The 16,391-nt window shown below is 71.3% G+C and carries 13 protein-coding genes; 7 read left to right on the top strand and 6 right to left on the bottom strand.

Annotation, left to right across the window (positions count from 1 at the left end):
• Positions 1 to 2: 2 nt before the first annotated feature.
• Positions 3 to 3,281, bottom strand: coding sequence for an ATP-dependent helicase (locus BCF44_RS31485; protein ID WP_116178117.1), 3,279 nt, complete (start codon positions 3,279 to 3,281; stop codon positions 3 to 5).
• A 160-nt stretch (positions 3,282 to 3,441) separates the two neighbouring features.
• Here BCF44_RS31485 and BCF44_RS31480 point away from each other — a divergent pair, with 160 nt between their 5' ends.
• Both BCF44_RS31480 and BCF44_RS31475 read left to right on the top strand, forming a co-directional pair.
• On the top strand, positions 3,442 to 4,632 hold the full coding sequence (locus tag BCF44_RS31480; RefSeq protein WP_116178035.1) for a YncE family protein: 1,191 nt from the start codon (positions 3,442 to 3,444) through the stop codon (positions 4,630 to 4,632).
• Between the two features lie 7 nt (positions 4,633 to 4,639).
• A complete protein-coding gene (locus BCF44_RS31475; protein WP_147328704.1) occupies positions 4,640 to 5,827 on the top strand; it encodes an RsbRD N-terminal domain-containing protein in 1,188 nt (395 codons plus the stop codon).
• Here the strand turns inward: BCF44_RS31475 and BCF44_RS31470 are convergent.
• Positions 5,812 to 8,994, bottom strand: a complete 3,183-nt coding sequence (locus BCF44_RS31470; protein ID WP_116178033.1) for an ATP-dependent helicase — start codon at positions 8,992 to 8,994, stop codon at positions 5,812 to 5,814. The two genes, BCF44_RS31475 and BCF44_RS31470, sit on opposite strands and share 16 nt — an antisense overlap.
• 113 nt (positions 8,995 to 9,107) lie before the next feature.
• On the opposite strand from BCF44_RS31470, the gene BCF44_RS31465 reads away from it, so the two are divergent.
• On the top strand, positions 9,108 to 9,881 hold the full coding sequence (locus BCF44_RS31465) for a VOC family protein (RefSeq protein WP_116178032.1): 774 nt from the start codon (positions 9,108 to 9,110) through the stop codon (positions 9,879 to 9,881).
• A gap of 13 nt (positions 9,882 to 9,894) precedes the next feature.
• Here the strand turns inward: BCF44_RS31465 and BCF44_RS31460 are convergent, their stop codons facing one another.
• A complete protein-coding gene (locus BCF44_RS31460; protein WP_246015776.1) occupies positions 9,895 to 10,923 on the bottom strand; it encodes a chitinase in 1,029 nt (342 codons plus the stop codon).
• Positions 10,924 to 11,033: 110 nt separating this feature from the next.
• Positions 11,034 to 12,029 (bottom strand): chitinase, encoded by a 996-nt coding sequence (locus BCF44_RS31455; RefSeq protein ID WP_116178031.1) that lies wholly within the window; start codon positions 12,027 to 12,029, stop codon positions 11,034 to 11,036.
• Between the two features lie 244 nt (positions 12,030 to 12,273).
• Between BCF44_RS31455 and BCF44_RS31450 the strand changes: the two genes are divergently transcribed.
• From BCF44_RS31450 to BCF44_RS31435, 4 genes are all read left to right on the top strand, one after another.
• Positions 12,274 to 13,245: a chitinase gene (locus BCF44_RS31450; RefSeq protein ID WP_116178030.1), complete on the top strand. Its 972-nt coding sequence runs from the start codon at positions 12,274 to 12,276 to the stop codon at positions 13,243 to 13,245.
• A 94-nt stretch (positions 13,246 to 13,339) separates the two neighbouring features.
• On the top strand, positions 13,340 to 14,101 hold the full coding sequence (locus BCF44_RS31445) for an alpha/beta fold hydrolase (protein ID WP_116178029.1): 762 nt from the start codon (positions 13,340 to 13,342) through the stop codon (positions 14,099 to 14,101).
• A gap of 3 nt (positions 14,102 to 14,104) precedes the next feature.
• The gene (locus BCF44_RS31440; RefSeq protein WP_116178028.1) at positions 14,105 to 14,446 is read left to right on the top strand and encodes an MGMT family protein; all 342 of its coding nucleotides are present in this window, start codon (positions 14,105 to 14,107) and stop codon (positions 14,444 to 14,446) included.
• The gene (locus BCF44_RS31435; RefSeq protein WP_116178027.1) at positions 14,446 to 15,042 is read left to right on the top strand and encodes an FMN-binding negative transcriptional regulator; all 597 of its coding nucleotides are present in this window, start codon (positions 14,446 to 14,448) and stop codon (positions 15,040 to 15,042) included. The genes BCF44_RS31440 and BCF44_RS31435 overlap by 1 nt, the downstream gene beginning before the upstream one ends.
• Before the next feature lie 3 nt (positions 15,043 to 15,045).
• Here BCF44_RS31435 and BCF44_RS31430 read toward each other — a convergent pair whose 3' ends face one another.
• Both BCF44_RS31430 and BCF44_RS31425 read right to left on the bottom strand, forming a co-directional pair.
• Positions 15,046 to 15,849, bottom strand: a complete 804-nt coding sequence (locus BCF44_RS31430; protein ID WP_116178026.1) for a DUF4253 domain-containing protein — start codon at positions 15,847 to 15,849, stop codon at positions 15,046 to 15,048.
• Positions 15,831 to 16,361, bottom strand: a complete 531-nt coding sequence (locus tag BCF44_RS31425; protein WP_116178025.1) for a GNAT family N-acetyltransferase — start codon at positions 16,359 to 16,361, stop codon at positions 15,831 to 15,833. The genes BCF44_RS31430 and BCF44_RS31425 overlap by 19 nt, the downstream gene beginning before the upstream one ends.
• Positions 16,362 to 16,391: the final 30 nt, after the last annotated feature.

Below are 16,391 nucleotides of genomic sequence, written 5' to 3'. Positions count from 1 at the left end.
GCTCAGGCCCTGGGCACCGTGCTGAGGAGCAGCTTCAGACCCTCGGCGTCGAGCAGGTCGGCGGGGCGCAGAGTGTGGTCGTGCCGCACGTAGTGGAACGCGGCGCGCACCTTGTCCACCGGCGCGTTCTGGAGCGCCGCCCAAGCCAGCCGGTAGGCGGCGAGCTGCACCGACAGGGCCGGCAGCTTGTCGGCCTCGGGGACGGCGCCGGTCTTCCAGTCGACGACGGTCCAGCCGCCGTCGGGATCGGCGTAGACGGCGTCCATCCGGCCGCGCACGGCGACGCCGTCGACCTCGGTCTCGAACGGCACCTCGACGTCGACCGGCACCCGGTCGGCCCACTGGCTGGCGAGGAACGCAGTGCGCAGACGGGCGAGGTCGGCGTCGGTCTCCTGCCCGATGACGTCGTCGGCGGCGCCGGGTAGCTCGTCGAGGTCGAACAGCCGGTTGGACTTGAAGCGCTGTTCGAGCCACGCGTGGAACGCGGTGCCGCGCCGGGCCAAGGGGTTCGGCGGGAACGGCAGCGGGCGGCGGAGACGGCGGGCGAGCGCGTCGGGGTCGTCGGCGAGCTCGACGAGCTGGCTGACGGTGAGCTGGTCGGGCAGCGCGACGAGTTCGCGGCGGCTCCGCGCGGCTTCTCGTTCCGCCAGCAGCACGTCCACGTCGGCGGCCCAGCCCTCGGGATCTTCTTCCGGCTGTTGTGCGCCCTCCACATGTTCACGTTCGGGGTTGGACAGATCGGCCATGGCGGCGAGGACCATTGTGGCCCCGTCGGCGACGGCCTGACGGCGAGCGCCCAGCGGGTCCACCGGCCAGCGCGCGGTGCGCACGTCGGCGATCAGGGGGTTCACGTCGTCCTCGGCCGGCGCGGGCGCCCACTCGTCGACCATGCCCGGCGGCCGGTCGCCGACGCTCAACACGGCGTGGACCTCGTCGAGGAACTCCGAGGGGCCGCGCGGCTTCTCCCCCGTCTCACCCCACCAGTGCCCGGAAACGAGCAACACTCGCTCCGACCGGGTCAGCGCCACATAGCACAGTCGCCGCTCCTCGACAAGGCGTCTCTCCTCGAACTCCTCGTTGTGGATGGCGATCGCCTCCTCGACCTCCTTGCGGTTGGAGGCGCCGGCGAGGTTGAGCTTGGGCAGGTCCTGACTGTCGCCACGGAGGTCGGCGGGCAGCTCGGTGATGTTCTTCAGCCAGGACGAGGACTTGCGCGGCCCGGGGAAGACGTTGCGCACGACGTGCGGCACCACGACGATCTCCCACTCCAGGCCCTTCGCCGCGTGCATGGTGAGGATCTGCACCCGGTCCTCGGCGACCTCGACCTCGCCGGGTTCGAGGCCGTCCTCGGCGTTTTCGGCCGTGCGCAGGTAATCCAGCAGCGAGGGCAGGGTCGCGGACGGGCTGGCGGACGCGTAGTCGGCGACGACGTCGGCGAACGCGTCGAGGTGCGCGCGGCCGACACGACCGGGCCGGGCGGTGGCCTCGATGTCCAGCAGCAGGGTGCGTTCCACGTCGGCGACGAGGTCGGGCAGCGGCTGGTCGAGCCGGCGCCGCAGCATCGCCAACTCGTGGCCCAGCCGGCGAATCCGCTTGTAGCCGGCTTCCGAGTAGTTCTCGGGTTCGCCGGGATCGTCGATGGCGTCGACCAGTCCGGCCTGCTCGGCGTGCTCGCCGGGCAGCGCGTCGGTGATCGCGGCCAACGGATCGTCGCCGCTGCTGGGACGCTGCCGCCCGGCCAACTGGCCGGCACGGTCCCACAACGCGGCGATGTCCGCGGCGCCGAGCCGCCACCGGGAGCCGGTGAGCAGACGTGCGGCGGCAGTGCCGGCAAGGGGCTCGATGAGCACGCGAAGCGCGCTGGCGAGATCCCGCACCTCGGGTTCGTCGAGCAGGCCGCCGAGACCGACGACCTCCACCGGCAGCCCCCGCTCGCGCAGTGCGTGGGCGATGGCGTCCATGTCGGCCCGGCGTCGCACCAGGACGGCGGCGGTCGGCGGCTTGCCGGTGGCGTCGAACTGCGCCTCCCACCGCGCCGCGAGCTCGTCCGCGAACCAGGTGACCTCGGCCCGCACGTCAGGCAGCAGGGCGCAGTGCACGTCGCCAGGCGTGGCGCCGGGCTTCGCGCGCAGCTCGTCGACGTCGAGGCCGGCCGCGCGCAGCGGACCGGACAGGGCGTTGGCCACGGCCAACACCTCGGGCGGATTCCGGAAGCTGGTGAGCAGGCCGTACTTCGGGGCGGGGCGCGGGGCGGCCCCAGGGAAGTCGATCAGCGGGAAGTCGGTGGTGAACCGGGGCAGGTTGGCCGCGCTGGCCCCGCGCCAGCCGTAGATCGCTTGTGCGGGATCGCCAACGGCCGTGACGGGCATCGGGTCGCCGCCGATGCCGAACAGGGACCGCAGCAGCACCCGCTGGGCGTGCCCGGTGTCCTGGTACTCGTCGAGCAGCACGGCCCCGTACCGGTTGCGCTCGCCCGCCGAGACCTCGGGAAAGCCGCTGGCCAGCTGTGCGGCCAGCGCCATCTGGTCGGCGAAGTCGAGCGCCGCCTCCTTGCGCTTGCGGAGCTGGTACGCGTCGAGCAACGGCAGCATGGCGACCCGGAACCGCTGCGCGGCGATGATTTCGCGCAGCGCGGTGGGCACCTCGGCGCGTTGCCGCGGACCCTTCGGTGCGGACTCGATCACCTGTTGCAGCCACTCGGCGTGCCGACGGATCTTGTCCGGGTCGACGAGGTGCTCGGCGAGCTCGCCGGCCAGCGCCAGCAGGTAGCCGGTGATGGTCGCGGGCACCTTGTCGGTGTCCAGGTCCTCGGTCCACGTCGCCACCACGCGGTGCGCGAGCTGCCACGACGCCGTGCCGGTGAGCAGCCGCGCGCCGGGTTCGACGGGCAGTCGCAGGCCGTGCTCGCCGACGAGTCGGCCGGCGTAGGCGTGATAGGTGAGGACGGTCGGTTCGGTCGACAGCACCAGCGCCCGCCGATCGCCGCCGGGGTCCAACTGGTCCAGCAGGCCGGAGCCGGCCAGCCGCCGCAGCCGGGCCCGGACGCGTTCGCCGAGCTGACGGGCGGCCTTGCGGGTGAAGGTCAGGCCGAGCATCCGGTCGGGCGTGACCAGGCCGTTGGCCACCAGCCACACCACCCGGGCAGCCATGGTCTCGGTCTTGCCCGCGCCGGCGCCGGCGACGACGAGCGCCGGCTGCGCCGGGGCCGCGATCACCGCGGCCTGCTCGTCCGTCGGCGGCGGCAGGCCGAGCGCGGCCGCCACCTCCTGCGGGCTGACCAGTTGCACGGGCACCACGCTAGGTCGTCGCACCTCAGAGACCGAAACGGACCCGCCGTGCGGCCGATCGGGGCAGCCGTTGTCCGTCACAAACAATGAAGAAGTTTCATATTGGTCCGGTCGCGTCTATCTGGGTCACACCGATTTAACCCAGACTAGGCCGATGCCGACCGTGCGCATCCTTCTGGCCGCGGCGCTGGCCGCGGCGTCCGTCGCCGCCCCAGCAGCCACCGCCAGCCCTGCACCGCACGTCACCGCGCTCAAGAACGTGTTGCTCGTGGGCAACAGCCAGACGGGCTCGGTGAGCTTCATCGACGAGAGCGGCTTCGCCAATCTCGGCAGCTTCAACGTCATACCTGATCTCCAGCAGCGGATCAACGAGATGGACCCGATCCAGCGCATCGGGTACGAGACCGTGAAGGGCATCGAGGGCGGCGACCGGTTCGTCGACGACGCCGCCCTGTCCCCCGACGGCCGCACGCTCTACGTGTCCCGCGGCAACCTCGACGACGTGGCCGCCTTCGACCTGGCCAGCAAGCAGGAGCTGTGGCACACCCGGCTGGACGGCTTCCACGCCGACCACGCCTCGCTGTCCCCCGACGGCACCCGGTTCGTGGTGTCGGCGACCACGGCCAACAAGGCGGAGTTCATCAACACCGCCAACGGCCAGATCGTCGGCTCGGCCCCGACCGGCAACTACCCGCACCAGAACGACTACACGCCCGACGGCAAGTACGTCTACAACTCCAGCATCGGCAACATCTCGCTGCCGCAGTCGCTGGAGTGGGCCAAGGGCGCGTTCCAGCTCACCAAGATCGACGCCGCCACCATGCAGGTGGTCAAGACCTGGACGTTCCCGCACGGCATCCGGCCCAACCTGGTCGCGCCGGACGGGAACACGTTCTACGCGCAGCTGTCCTACCTCAACGGCTTCGTCAAGTACGACCTGAACGCCGGCAAGATCGTGGCCACGGTCAACCAGCCGTTCAGCGACCACGCCAAGTCGCTCAAGCCGGACGACTACCCGAAGAACTCGGCGCACCACGGCCTGGCCCTGTCCGGCGACGGCAAGACGCTGTGCGACGTCGGCACCATCGACGACTACGTGGCGCTGGTGAACACCGACGGCCTGGTGGACAAGGCATTCGTCAACTACCCGACGAACAGCCTGCCCTACTGGGGCCAGACCAGCACCGACGGCAACTACTGCTACGTGTCGCTGAGCCAGGCCAACGCGGTGTCGGTCGTCGACTACCGCTCGGGCACCGAGGTCGCCCGCATCCCGGTCGGCACCTTCCCGCAGCGCGAACGGGTGTCCAAGGTCGACCCGACCGTGCTCGGCTCGCTGTCCTGAGGTGACCATGACGACCGAGGAGACGGCTGGACGCGCCACGCTGCGCCGCATCATGGAGCAGATGCGGGCGGACCCGGACGTGCTCGACGGTGTGGTGACGGAGGTCCGGGCGCAGTCACCGCAGGTGGCTGCGCTCCCCGTCGCCGAGGTGCGGCGGCACATCGCCGCTCTGCTGGGCGTCGCGTCGGCGGCCTTCATCGACTCCACCGGACTGGGCGTGGAGGCTGCCGACCGGCTCGCGACGGATCGCGCGTTGCAGGGCGTCCCGCTGTCGGCGCTGCTGGCCGGCTTCCAGACCGGGCGTGCGCACGTGCTGCGCGAGCTCGGCGGCCGGCTGCGCCAGCACGAGATGCTCGCCGACGACTTCGTGGCGGCGCTGCTGGAGCTGGACGGCTACGCCAACAAGCTCCAGAACCGGCTCGTGGAGGCCTACCGCGAGGCGGAGCTGCGGCTGGCCCGCACCGCCCAGGCCGCCCGCGTGCAGGCGCTGCGCGAGCTGCTCAAGGGCGGGCCGGCGACCGGCGTGGTCAACACCGGCCTCGCCGAGGACCGGCACTACCACGTGGTGCTGGCCGACGTGAGCGACCCGCGCCAGGCCCGCCGCGCGGAGGCGGCGCTGGCGGAGACGTTCTGCGTCACCGTGGACGGCCTCGTCTGCGGCGTCACCGTGCAGCTGCCGGACCTGACGTCCGTCGCCGACGTGCTCGCCGTGGTGGCGCCGCCGGTGCTGCCGCGGGATCTCGCCGCGGCGTACCAGGCGAGCCGGGCGGCCCTCCAGACCGGGCGCAGCCGTGGCCTGGTCGGGCCGGTGCGCCTCACCGAGCTGGCTGTCGACCTGGTCACCGACAGCTATCCCGCGCTGGGGCGCATGCTCTCCGACGAGCTGTTGGCGGGCCTCGCCGGCACCGACGAGTTCCACCGGTTGCTGGCGTCGACCGCGTTGACCTACCTCGACCACGGCGGCCGGGTGGACGCCACGGCGCTGGCACTGCACGTGCACCCCAACACCGTGAAGCACCGCCTGCGCCGGCTCGGCGAGCTGACGGGGTTCTCCCCGCCGGAGGGCTCGCTGGCCGAGGCGCTGCGCTGGCGCTGGGCCGTGGACACCTGGCTGCGGTCGACCGCGGTCTGGTCGACGCCCGAGGCGGCGTCGTCGCCGCAGACGTCACGTCGTGTCAATCACTCCCCCACCTGACGTCCGGACTCGTGCAGCGGGCAGGACGTCCGCGCCGGGCAGCGCGAGCAGTCCGGGCTCTCGGTCGCGGTGTACTCCGGCCCCACGCAGGAGGACGCCGCCTCCTGCACGGTGGCCAGCCACACCTTGGACGTGTCCGGGTCCAGCGGCGCCTGGACCCGTTCCGCCGCACCGGTCTTCTTGTCCTCCTTGGACACGTAGAGGAGCCGGGCGCCGCCCGGCTCCTCGGACAGGCCCAGCTCCTCGAACGCCCCCAGCTGGGTGGCCAGCTGGTAGACGGCCAGCTGGGGGTGGTCCTGGGCCTCGTCCTTGGTGACCGGCTGCTTGCCCGTCTTGATGTCGACGACCACGGGCCGGCCCTGGTCGTCGACCTCCAGCCGGTCCACCCGGCCGCGCACTCGCAGCCACGGGCCGTCGGCCTGCTTGGGCACCTGCACGGTCAGGTCCCGCTCGACGGCGACCTGGGTCAGCTCGGCGCGGCTGCGCTCGAACCAGGCCATGAACGAGTCGAGCATCTTCTGCACCCGGTTGCGCTCGCGGCGGGAGAACCAGGGCGCGCCGGCGTCCACCGCCGCCCACGCCTCGTCCAGCCGCACGCGAAGCTCCAGCTTGTCCACTCCGCTGGCCGCAGCCTGGGCCAGCGCATGCACCAGGGTGCCGGTGATGGAGGCGAGTTGGGCCGGGTCCTCGCCGCCGTGCCGCTCCACCATCCAGCGCAGCGGGCACTTGCTCAGCACCTCGATCGTGGACGGGGAGACGCTGACCGTGTCCTCGTCCGTCCACAACGGACTGTCGGTGGACACCTCCGGCAGCCCGTACCAGGAACCGGGATGCGCGCCCGGCACCCCGGAGGCCGCGAGCCGGCCGAGTTGCGCGGCGGCCCGGCGGCGCTGGCCCGGCTCCGCCTCCGCGTCGCAGCACACCCGGCGCAGCTCGCCGACCAGTTCGGACAGCACCAGCCCGCGCGGCGGCGTGAACACCGGGCGGACCGCCGCCTCCGGGTCGGCGGCGGTGCCCTCCAACTCGTCGAGGAACCGTGACGGCTGCTCGTCCTCGCCCCGCACGGCGCTGACCAGCAGCGTTCGCTTGGCCCGGCTGGCGGCGACGATCAGCAGCCGGCGTTCCTCGGCCAGCAGCGGCGCGGTCGCCGACACCACGTCGCCGGGATCGACGCCGTCGAGCAGGTCCCGCATCCGTTCCACGCCAAGCAAAGTGCCGCGGATGCGCAGGTCCGGCCAGCTGCCCTCCTGCACGCCCGGCACGGCCACGACCGTCCACTCGCGGCCGGCCGCCGCGTGCGCGGTGATCACCGTGACGGCCTCGCCCAGCGGCGCGGTCGGCGCCAGCGAGTCACCGACGATCTGTTGCGCCGTAAGGTAATCCGCGAAGCCGGCGACGCTGGCGGCGGGCAACCGGTCCACGTATCGGGCGGCCGCGTCGAACAGGCCGACGATGGCGTCCAGGTCGCGGTCGGCCTGCGCGCCGGTCGGTCCGCCGCGGGTGGCCTGCTGGGACCAGCGCTGCTCCAGGCCGCTGTCCTTCCACAGCTGCCACAGCACCTGTTCGACGCTCGCGCCGGCCTCGACGGCCGCCCGGGCTGTCTTGATCAACGTGCCGATGCGGCGGACCGGCACCGCCTCGCTGTCCTCCAGCGCCGCCAGCACGTCGTTGTCGTTGATCACGTCGACGAGCGCCTCGCCGCTGGACCGGTCCCGCCCGGCGGCCAGCTCCAGGCGGCGCAGGCCGCGACGCAATCGCCGCAGTGCCAACGTGTCCGCGCCGCCGAGCTGCGATTCGAGCAGGTACGCCGCAGTGTCCTGGTCCAGCGCCGACGGGTCGTCCGCGCAGCGGAGCAGCACCAGGAACTGCCGCACCGCCGGGAGTTGCGCCAGCGGCAGCTCGTCGACCGGGACGGCCAGCGGCACCCCGGCGGCGAGAAGTGCCCTGCGCAGCACGGGAAGTGAGTGCACGGTCGACCGCACCAGCACCGCCATCTCCGACCACGGCACCTCGTCCAACAGGTGCGCGCGGCGGAGTTGGTCACCGATCCAGGTCGCCTCCTGCGCCGACGACGCGAGCAGGCGGATCTGCACGCTGCCGCGTTCCTCGTCCTCACGGGCGAGGAGTTCGCGCTGCGGGCCCGCGCCGGGCAGGCGGGCGTGCAGGCGGCCGACCGCCCTGCGGATCTCCGGCGCCATCCGGTGATCGACCTTCAACACCTCGACCGGGCCGTCGCCGTTGTTCAGGAACAGCGTCGGATCCGCGCCGCGGAAGGAGAAGATCGCCTGGTCGGGGTCGCCGGCGACGATGAACTCGTGCGCCGCCGCGCCCAGCGCCCGGATCAGCCGGAACTGCTCGTGGTCCAGGTGCTGGGCGTCGTCGACGAGCAGGTGCCGGACCCGCTGCCGCTCGCCGGCCAGCAGATCCGGGTCGAGATCGAACGCCAGCAGCGCGCTCGACACCAGCTCCGCCGCGTCGTAGGCCGGGGCCGCCGACTCCTGCGCCTCGCTGCCGGCCAGCAGCGTGACCTGCTCGTACTGATGCCAGAAGGTGCCGGCCGCGGTCCACTCCGGCACGCCCTGCTGACGCCCCAGCCGCACCAGGTCCTCCGGCCCCTGGCCGCGCTCGGCCGCACGGAGGATGAGGTCCCGCAGCTCCGCCGCGAACCCCGGGATCGGCAGCGCCGGGCGCAGGCTGTCCGGCCAGTAGCCCGCGCCGAGGTCGATGTCGCCGGCCAGCAGGTCGCGCACCATCGCGTCCTGGTCCGGGCCGGCCAGCAGCCTCGGCGGCGGCAAACCCTCCTTTGTGGACACCAGCCGGAGCACCGCGAACGCGTAGGAGTGCACGGTGCGGACCAGCGGCTCACGGGCCGTGCGGGTCGGGCCCCGGTCCTTGAGCAGGCGGGTGATCTGCGAACGCAGCGCCACCGCCGCCTTCCGGCTGGACGTCAGCACCAGGACGCTCCCCGGGTCCACGCCCGTGTTCAGCACCCGGTCCGCCGCGACGCCGGCCAGCAGCGTCGTCTTGCCCGTGCCGGGGCCGCCGAGCAGCCGCAGCGGGCCGCCCTCGCGCTCCAGGACCCGGCGCGCGGTCGCGTCCCAGCGCGGCCGGGGCGGAGGCTGCGCCGGCCGGCGCACCAGGGCTAGTGGAGTGCTCCTACGGGCCACGGGTCGATAGAAGCACGAGGGTCTGACAGTTCCGACGCCGAGGTTGTAGGTAAAGAGAAAGTAATGACATACTCAAGTCCAGGCACCTTCTTCGACACCTGAGGAGGCGACCCATGTCCGTCATCACGAAGCCGGCGCTCGGCAGCCCGTGCTGGCTCGAGATCGCCACACCCGATGCCGACGCCACCGCGCGCTTCTACGGCTGCCTGTTCGGCTGGGAGTTCGACGACGACACCGCCACGCTGTTCGGCGAGCCGGTCGCCGGCCTGCGCCGCGCCGACGAGCCGGGGCTGGGCTGGACCCCGTACCTGGCGACGCCCGACATCGATGCGACCGCGCGACTGGCCGGCCGGTACGGCGGCCGGCTCGCCGAACGCAGCGGCGACACCGCGATCCTGCTCGACCCGACCGGCACGGCGGTCGGACTGTGCCGGTCCGAGCACGTCCACTTCACCGCCGGCGTGCCGGGATCGCTGGTGTGGGCCGAACTCGTCACGTGGCGGGCGACGCTCGCGGACCGGTTCTTCGGCGCGGTCTTCGGCTACGGCCAGAAGCAGTTCGGCGACGGCCGCCGCTTCGACCACATGGTGTGGTACGCGGGCGAGGACTCGGTCCTCGCCCGCGTACGCATGGCGCTGGGCACCCCGGAGGACGTGCCGGCGCGGTGGATCGCGCACTTCGCCGTCGACCCGGACGTCGGCTTCGACGCCACCGTGCACCTGGCCCGGCGGCTCGGCGCACGGCTGCGGTTCAAGCCGTACCGGTCGGCGCTCGGGAGGGTCGCCGTGCTGGCCGACCCGCTCGGCACCCGGTTCGCGCTGATCGACCCGGACGACTCCGACGAGTCGTCGTACGGCTCGGTCGCCGACGACCCGTACGACGACTAGCCCCGCACAGGAATCAACCCTTGAAGCCGGCGAAGACCTTGGCGAAGTCGAACGCCTTCTGCGGCACGTTGGTGCACTGGAACAGCGCGCCGGTGCAGGCGTTGGCGTCCCGGCTCTGTTCCCAGTAACCGAGGTAGCCGACGTGCTGGGCGTTGGCGAAGTTCACGACCGCCTTGGCATTGGCCAGGCTGAACACCTCGGTCTGGGTGTCGTTGACGCCGAGCATGGGCGTGACGCCGAGCATCTTGAACGCCTGCGCGTCGGACAGCCCGGTGAAGATCGTCTTGAGCTGCTTCTCGGTGCTCTGCGCGGCCTGGATCACCCGCGCGCCCATGTCCTGCTCGGCGGTGCCGAAGTCCATCGCCATGATGTTGACGACGTCCATGCCGACGCCGGCGGCCTTGGCCGACTTGACGACGTTGAGGCCGTCGGCGGTCAGGCCGGTGGGCAGCACCGGCAGCGTCAGCGACACCTTCACGCCCGGATTCTGCTTCTGCACCAACGCGAGCGCCTGGGACCGGCGGTCGATGGAGGCCTTGTCGGCGACCGCCGCGCCCTCCACGTCCATGTCGATGTGGGTGAGCTTGTACTCCTTGACGACCGAGCTGTACTGGGCGGCCAGCTGGTTGACGTCGGCGCAGGCCTGGGCCAGCTCGATGCCGGTGGCGCCGCCGAAGGAGACCTTCACGTCGCCGCCGGCCGCCCGGATCTTGTTGACCTGGTCGAGGCCGAAGCCGTCGGAGATGTTGTGCGCGTTGAACCAGCTCGCCTTGCAGCCGGCGGAGGTGACGAACGCGAGGCTGAACGACTTGATGCCGCTGGCACTGGCGAACTGGGACAGCTTGTCCGCGGACAGGCCCATGTCCACGTAGGGCGCGACGGTGATGTTCGTCGCCGCCGCCGGCCGGGCCGCGTTGTTGCTCGCTGCGGCGTTCGCGTCGTGCGAGCCGGCGTTGAGCACCGCGCCCATGCCGACCACGACGGCCGCCGCCATCACTCCGCCGACCATCAGCGCCTTGCGGCGGGCAGGGGGAACGGTCATCGGGGACTCCTCCAAGAGCAGTGAATCCGGGTCGAGAATTGGTACGCACCAATTTCCGACCCGGTTCACCGCGGGTCTCGCCCCTCAGGGTGAGGGCGAGGCCCGCTCGCTCAGCCGGTGTACCCGGCGAAGATCTTGGAGAACGCGTACGGCGACTGCGGCACGTTGGTGCAGCGGTAGAGCGCGCCGGTGCAGGCGTTGGCGTCCCGGCCGACCTCCCAGAACGCGAGCATGCCCAGGTGCACCGACTTGGCGAAGTTGACGACCTTGGTGGCGTCGGCGGTGTAGAAGATCTCGTTCTGCGAGTCGTTCACGCCCAGCATCGGCGTGACGCCGACCTTCTTCCACGCCGCCGCGTCGGACAGGCCGTACAGCGACTTGAGCTGAGCCTGCGTCGCCTTCGCGGCGGACACCGCCCGGTCGCCCTGGTTGGCCGAGCCCATGTAGTAGTCCATCGCCATGATGTTGACCATGTCGAGGTTGACGCCGGCGCTCTTGGCCGCCTTGACCACGCCCAGCCCGTTGGTGTCCAGCCCCGACGGCAGCACCGGCAGCGTCAGCGAGATCTTGATGCCGGGGTTTGCCGACTGCACCTGGGCCAGTGCCTGGGACCGGCGGGTGATGGAGGTCGGGTCGGCGACGGCCGCGCCCTCGATGTCGAAGTCGACGTACTTCAGGCCGTAGGCCTTGATCACGGCGTTGTACTCGGCGGCCAGCGAGCTGACGCTGCTGCACGCCTGGGCCAGCTCGATGCCGCTGGCGCCGCCGAAGGACACCTTCACGTCACCGCCGGCGGCCCGGATCTTGGCGATTTCGCTGCTCTGCCAGGCGGCTCGCGGGTCGTAGGCGTTGAACCAGCTGGCCTTGCAGCCGGCCGAGGTGACGAAGCCCAGCGTGAACCCCTTGAGGTTGCCGGCTTTCGCCATGGTGGACAGCACGGGCGTCGGCCACTCGCCCATGTCGACGTACGGCGCGACGGGGATCGGCGAGCCGGCCGCCTGCGGGGTGGCCGCGGACTGCGGGGCCGCGGCGGCCGTGGCGGCGATCGGCGCCGTGAACGCGCCCAGCAGGGCGATCGCGGCGACGGTCAGGGAGCGCAAGCGCATGACAGACCTCCAGGAGCGGGGCAGGGACCACGCGGCGGTCGGTGGAGCGTTCTCAATTGGTATAGACCAGATTGGGCTCGCACCGCCATCGACGGTTCGGCCGAACGACCGCACCGCCGTTCGGCGCAGAAATCCCTTCTGAACCGATCCCGATCGTCTACCTTCTTGACGGTTTCAACTGGTCTAGTCCAGTGTGGAAAGCGCTTCACCGCCTGTGACCTGACTCACCCTGCGGAGGACGTCGATGAAGCTGACCCGACGCGGCCTGGCGGCCCTGCTCACCGCCGGCCTCGTGGGCACCGGGGCGCTGGCCGGCACGGTCGCGGACGCGGCCCCGGCCGCCGTCAACCCGGTGACGGCATCGCCCTACATCTATCTGGGCGCCGGCTGGCAGCCGAACGTCGCCTCGACGATGTCGGCGACCGGGCTCAAGGCGTTCACCATCGCCTTCGTGCTGTCCAACGGGGGCTGCACACCGACCTTCGACGGCGGCGCCACCGCCGCGTCGAACACGATCAACGCGGTGCGCAAGGCCGGCGGCGACGTGATCGTGTCGTTCGGCGGCTGGGGCGGGGCGAAGCTGGGTGAGCACTGCTCGAGCGTGTCCGCGCTGGCCGCGGCCTACCAGAAGGTGATCACGCAGTACTCGCTCAAGGCGATCGACATCGACATCGAGGCCACGGAGATGAGCACCCACTCGGTGCAGGACCGGGTGCTCGGCGCGCTGAAGACCGTGAAGCAGAACAACCCCGGGCTCAAGGTCGTGGTCACCATGGGCACCACGACGTCCGGTCCCGACGCGGACGGCCAGCGGCTGATCCAGCAGGGCAAGGCGCTGGGCGCCGGCGTGGACGTCTGGTCGATCATGCCGTTCGACTTCAGCAGCGGCGGCGACATGTGGGCGCACACCAAGTCCGCGGCCGAAGGGCTGAAGGGACAGCTCAAGAGCGCCTTCGGCTGGACCGACGCGCAGGCATACGCGCACATGGGCATCTCGTCCATGAACGGGAAGACCGACAACGCGGGCGAGACCGTGACGCTGGCCAACTTCAACAGCATCCTGTCCTACGCCCAGGGCAACCACCTGGCCCGGCTGACCTACTGGTCGGCCAATCGGGACCGCGCCTGCGGTTCCGGCACCGACGGCGACACCTGCAGCGGTGTCTCCCAGGGTGCGAACGATTTCAGCAAGGTGATCGGGAAGTTCACCGGCTGACCACGATTTGCGGGGCCCCCGTCGAGCTGGCGGCGGATCGGCGGTGGCCCCGCATCCCTCCTGCATCGGTGGGATGACAGCGCATAATCCGCGCATGACACTTCACGTCCACGAGTTCGGGCCTGCCGACGGCAGGCCCGTCGTGTTTCTGCACGGACTGTCCGGGCACGGCGGCCGGTGGCGGCGGTTCGCCGAGCAGCTGCCGGGTTTCCGTGTGGTGGCGCCGGATCTGCGTGGTCACGGCGACTCGACCCGGCTGCCGCCGTGGACGTTGGAACAGCACGCCGCCGACGTGGTCGACCTGCTGGACGCCCTGGAGCTCGACCGGGTGCCGCTGGTCGGGCACTCGTTCGGCGGGGCGACCGCGATGCACGTGACCGCGATGGCGCCGGAACGCATCTCGCGGCTCGCCCTGCTGGACCCGTCGACCGGGCTGTCGCCGGTGACGTGCGAGGAGGTCGCGCTCGAGGAACTGGAGCCGGAGACGTGGCCCGACCTCGACGCCGCACGGGCCACCTTCGCCGACGTCTGGCGGCCGGAGGCGGTCGAGGTGGAGGTGCCCGCCAACTTCGTGCAGCAACCGGATGGTCAGTGGCGTCGGCGGTACTCGACCGTGATGGCGGTGGCCGCGTGGAGCGAGATGGCACGGCGGCCGGTGCTGCCGCCACCAGGTATGCGGACACTCCTGCTTCCCGCCACGAAGGCGGACTTCGTGTCACCGGAACTCGTCGCGGCGCTGCGTGACCGGCTGGGCGACGACCTGACCGTGCACGAGGTGGACAGCGGGCACGCGCTGTACCTGATGCTGCCGGTGGAAGTCGGTGCGCTGGTGCGCGAGTTCCTCTGCGAGGCTTGACCGATGGATGCCGAGATCCTCGACCCGGTGATCGTCGAGCAGGTGCGGGCCGTGATCGCCCGGATTCCCGCCGGACGCGTCGCCACCTACGGCGACGTCGCCGACATCTCGCGGGCGCCGTCGGCGCGGCTGGTCGGGCGGGTGTTGCAGAACGGGCACGACCTGCCGTGGCAGCGGGTGCTGCGGGCCAACGGGACGTGCGCGCCGCACCTGGCCGACGAGCAGCTCAGCCTGCTCGAAGCCGAGGGCGTTCCGTCCGTGGACGGCAAGGTTGACCTGCGGAAGTACCGTTGGGAGGAGGCTGTGCCGGAGCAGCCCGAGCAACCGCAGTTGGGACTGTTCTGATGTACGTGCCCGCGCACTTCGCTGCCACCGACGAGGACGTTCGCGCGCTGCTCGCCAACCACGGCGCCGCCGACCTCGTCACCGCCACCGCCGACGGTCTCGTCGCCACCCTGCTGCCGTTCGTCTACGAGGCCGACCATCATGCCCTGCTCGGGCACGTCGCCCGTAACAACGACCAGTGGCGGCGTTCCTCCGGCGAGGCACTGGTGATCGTGCGCGGGCCCGACGCCTACGTCTCGCCGAGTTGGTACGCCAGCAAGGCCGAACACGGCCGTGTCGTGCCGACCTGGAACTACGTCACCGCCCACGTGTACGGGACCTTGACCGTGCACGACGATCCGGTATGGGTTGAGGATGTGGTGCGGCGGCTCACTTCTCGGCACGACTCGACGTGGTCCGTGGACGATGCCCCGCCGGCGTTCGTCGCCGGTCAGCTGCGGGCGATCGTCGGTGTGGAGGTGGCGATCAGCCGGGTGGAGGCGAAGGTCAAGCTCAGCCAGAACCGACCGGCGGCGGACATCGACGGGGTGATCGGCGGACTGCGGGAGCGCGGCGACGAGGAGATGGCGGCGGAGGTGGAGCGGCACCGGCCGTGACGGTCAGTCCCACCACAGCGGCAGCGTCGGCAGGCCGGCGGTGAACGTGCCGGCGAGCAGGGCGACGAAGTCCTCCTCGTCGGGGTCGGCGTACAGGAAGTCGGCCAGCACGGTCTCCATGTCGTTGCAGTAGTCGAAGATCCGGTCGGCCAGTTCGAAGGCTTGTAGCGGTTCCAGCGGGCGCCCGGGCATCGACACGTTCATCCGGCTGTAGCCCACGGCGGTGACCATGCCCTCGCAGATTTCCCAGAGGTGGCGGTGGAATCGGACGTGGCCGGTGGTCGCCGGGCTTTCGTTCCAGCCGCCGAATCCGATGTGCGCCAGACTGTCCGCCGGCGTGCGGGTCGGCATGACGAGGAGCGCCGGCTGGCGCTGGGTCCAGCCCCGGCCGAGCGTCGCCGCCTCGTCGGGACGTGGTGGGAATGGTTGGAACGGAAGCCTTTCGGCGGCCGGTGTGCTGCCGAAGAAGCCGCAGCGCGGGGCCTCGTCGAGGCTGATGCCGGCGGCGAGTTCCACCGCCTCGAGGCCGGTCGCCAGGTCTTCGGGACGCCAGCCGTCGGCGGCGTCCACCGGCAGTTCCGGCGTGAAGGTGATGTCCTCCAACAACAGCAGCGGCCAGTAGCCCGTTTCCGGGAAGGCATCGCGCAGCTGCCGGGCGACGGATTCCGGGTCGTCGGCGGCGAGCTTGCTCACCGGGTGGCGGTCGTCGTGTCGCCGCTGGATGCCGAGATCGCGGGCGTCCAACCCGGCGATGACGTCCGCCAAGCCGGCGTCGTGCTGTGGCTGGCTCAACTCCGCGGCGTCCATTCATCCGCGAGAAGGCCGAGGATGGCCCCGTCCGCGTACTCGCCGTACGCCCAAGCGGAGCGCCGCAGCGTTCCCTCGCGGACGAACCCGACCTTTGCCGCCGCCGCGAGCATCGGAGCATTGTCCGTGAGGGTCTCGATCTGGAGGCGCTGCAGCCCGCGCACGGCAAATCCGTACTCGCACAACGTGTGCAGGACGTCGACGCTGAGCCCACGGCCGCGGAATGCCGGTCGCAGGGCGATCCCGATGTGCGCCATCCGGTTGTGCGTGTCGATGCCCCAGAGCAGGGCCTCGCCGGCCAACTCCTGCGATTCCAGCTCGACCACGGAGAAGCAGGCTGCCTCGTCCGACGGTCCGGTCACGGCGAAAGGTGAGTGTCCCGAAGGCACGGGTTGCCATGGACGAGAGTCGGCGCGCGACCGGGTCGCCACGTCGTCGTAGAGCTCGGAGTGGAGAACCGGGACGTCGCTCTCCTGCCGGGCCCGCAGCCCGGTCTTCTCGCCACGTATCACGGGGCATTGCTATACGAGCGGCAGCGGCCG

It is taken from the genome of Kutzneria buriramensis (assembly GCF_003387475.1).
In the GTDB taxonomy this organism is placed as follows: Bacteria; Actinomycetota; Actinomycetes; order Mycobacteriales; family Pseudonocardiaceae; genus Kutzneria; species Kutzneria buriramensis.
The sequence above is the reverse complement of the archived record's forward strand: the minus strand, read 5'-3'. Positions and strand labels throughout refer to the sequence as shown.

Bases quoted from the DNA above. Each gene is read 5' to 3' on its own strand.
- BCF44_RS31480 (WP_116178035.1), top strand. From the start codon at position 3,442: ATGCCGACCGTGCGCATCCTTCTGGCCGCGGCGCTGGCCGCGGCGTCC.
- BCF44_RS31475 (WP_147328704.1), top strand. From the start codon at position 4,640: ATGACGACCGAGGAGACGGCTGGACGCGCCACGCTGCGCCGCATCATG.
- BCF44_RS31465 (WP_116178032.1), top strand. From the start codon at position 9,108: ATGTCCGTCATCACGAAGCCGGCGCTCGGCAGCCCGTGCTGGCTCGAG.
- BCF44_RS31460 (WP_246015776.1), bottom strand. From the start codon at position 10,923: ATGACCGTTCCCCCTGCCCGCCGCAAGGCGCTGATGGTCGGCGGAGTG.
- BCF44_RS31455 (WP_116178031.1), bottom strand. From the start codon at position 12,029: ATGCGCTTGCGCTCCCTGACCGTCGCCGCGATCGCCCTGCTGGGCGCG.
- BCF44_RS31450 (WP_116178030.1), top strand. From the start codon at position 12,274: ATGAAGCTGACCCGACGCGGCCTGGCGGCCCTGCTCACCGCCGGCCTC.
- BCF44_RS31445 (WP_116178029.1), top strand. From the start codon at position 13,340: ATGACACTTCACGTCCACGAGTTCGGGCCTGCCGACGGCAGGCCCGTC.
- BCF44_RS31440 (WP_116178028.1), top strand. From the start codon at position 14,105: ATGGATGCCGAGATCCTCGACCCGGTGATCGTCGAGCAGGTGCGGGCC.
- BCF44_RS31435 (WP_116178027.1), top strand. From the start codon at position 14,446: ATGTACGTGCCCGCGCACTTCGCTGCCACCGACGAGGACGTTCGCGCG.
- BCF44_RS31430 (WP_116178026.1), bottom strand. From the start codon at position 15,849: ATGGACGCCGCGGAGTTGAGCCAGCCACAGCACGACGCCGGCTTGGCG.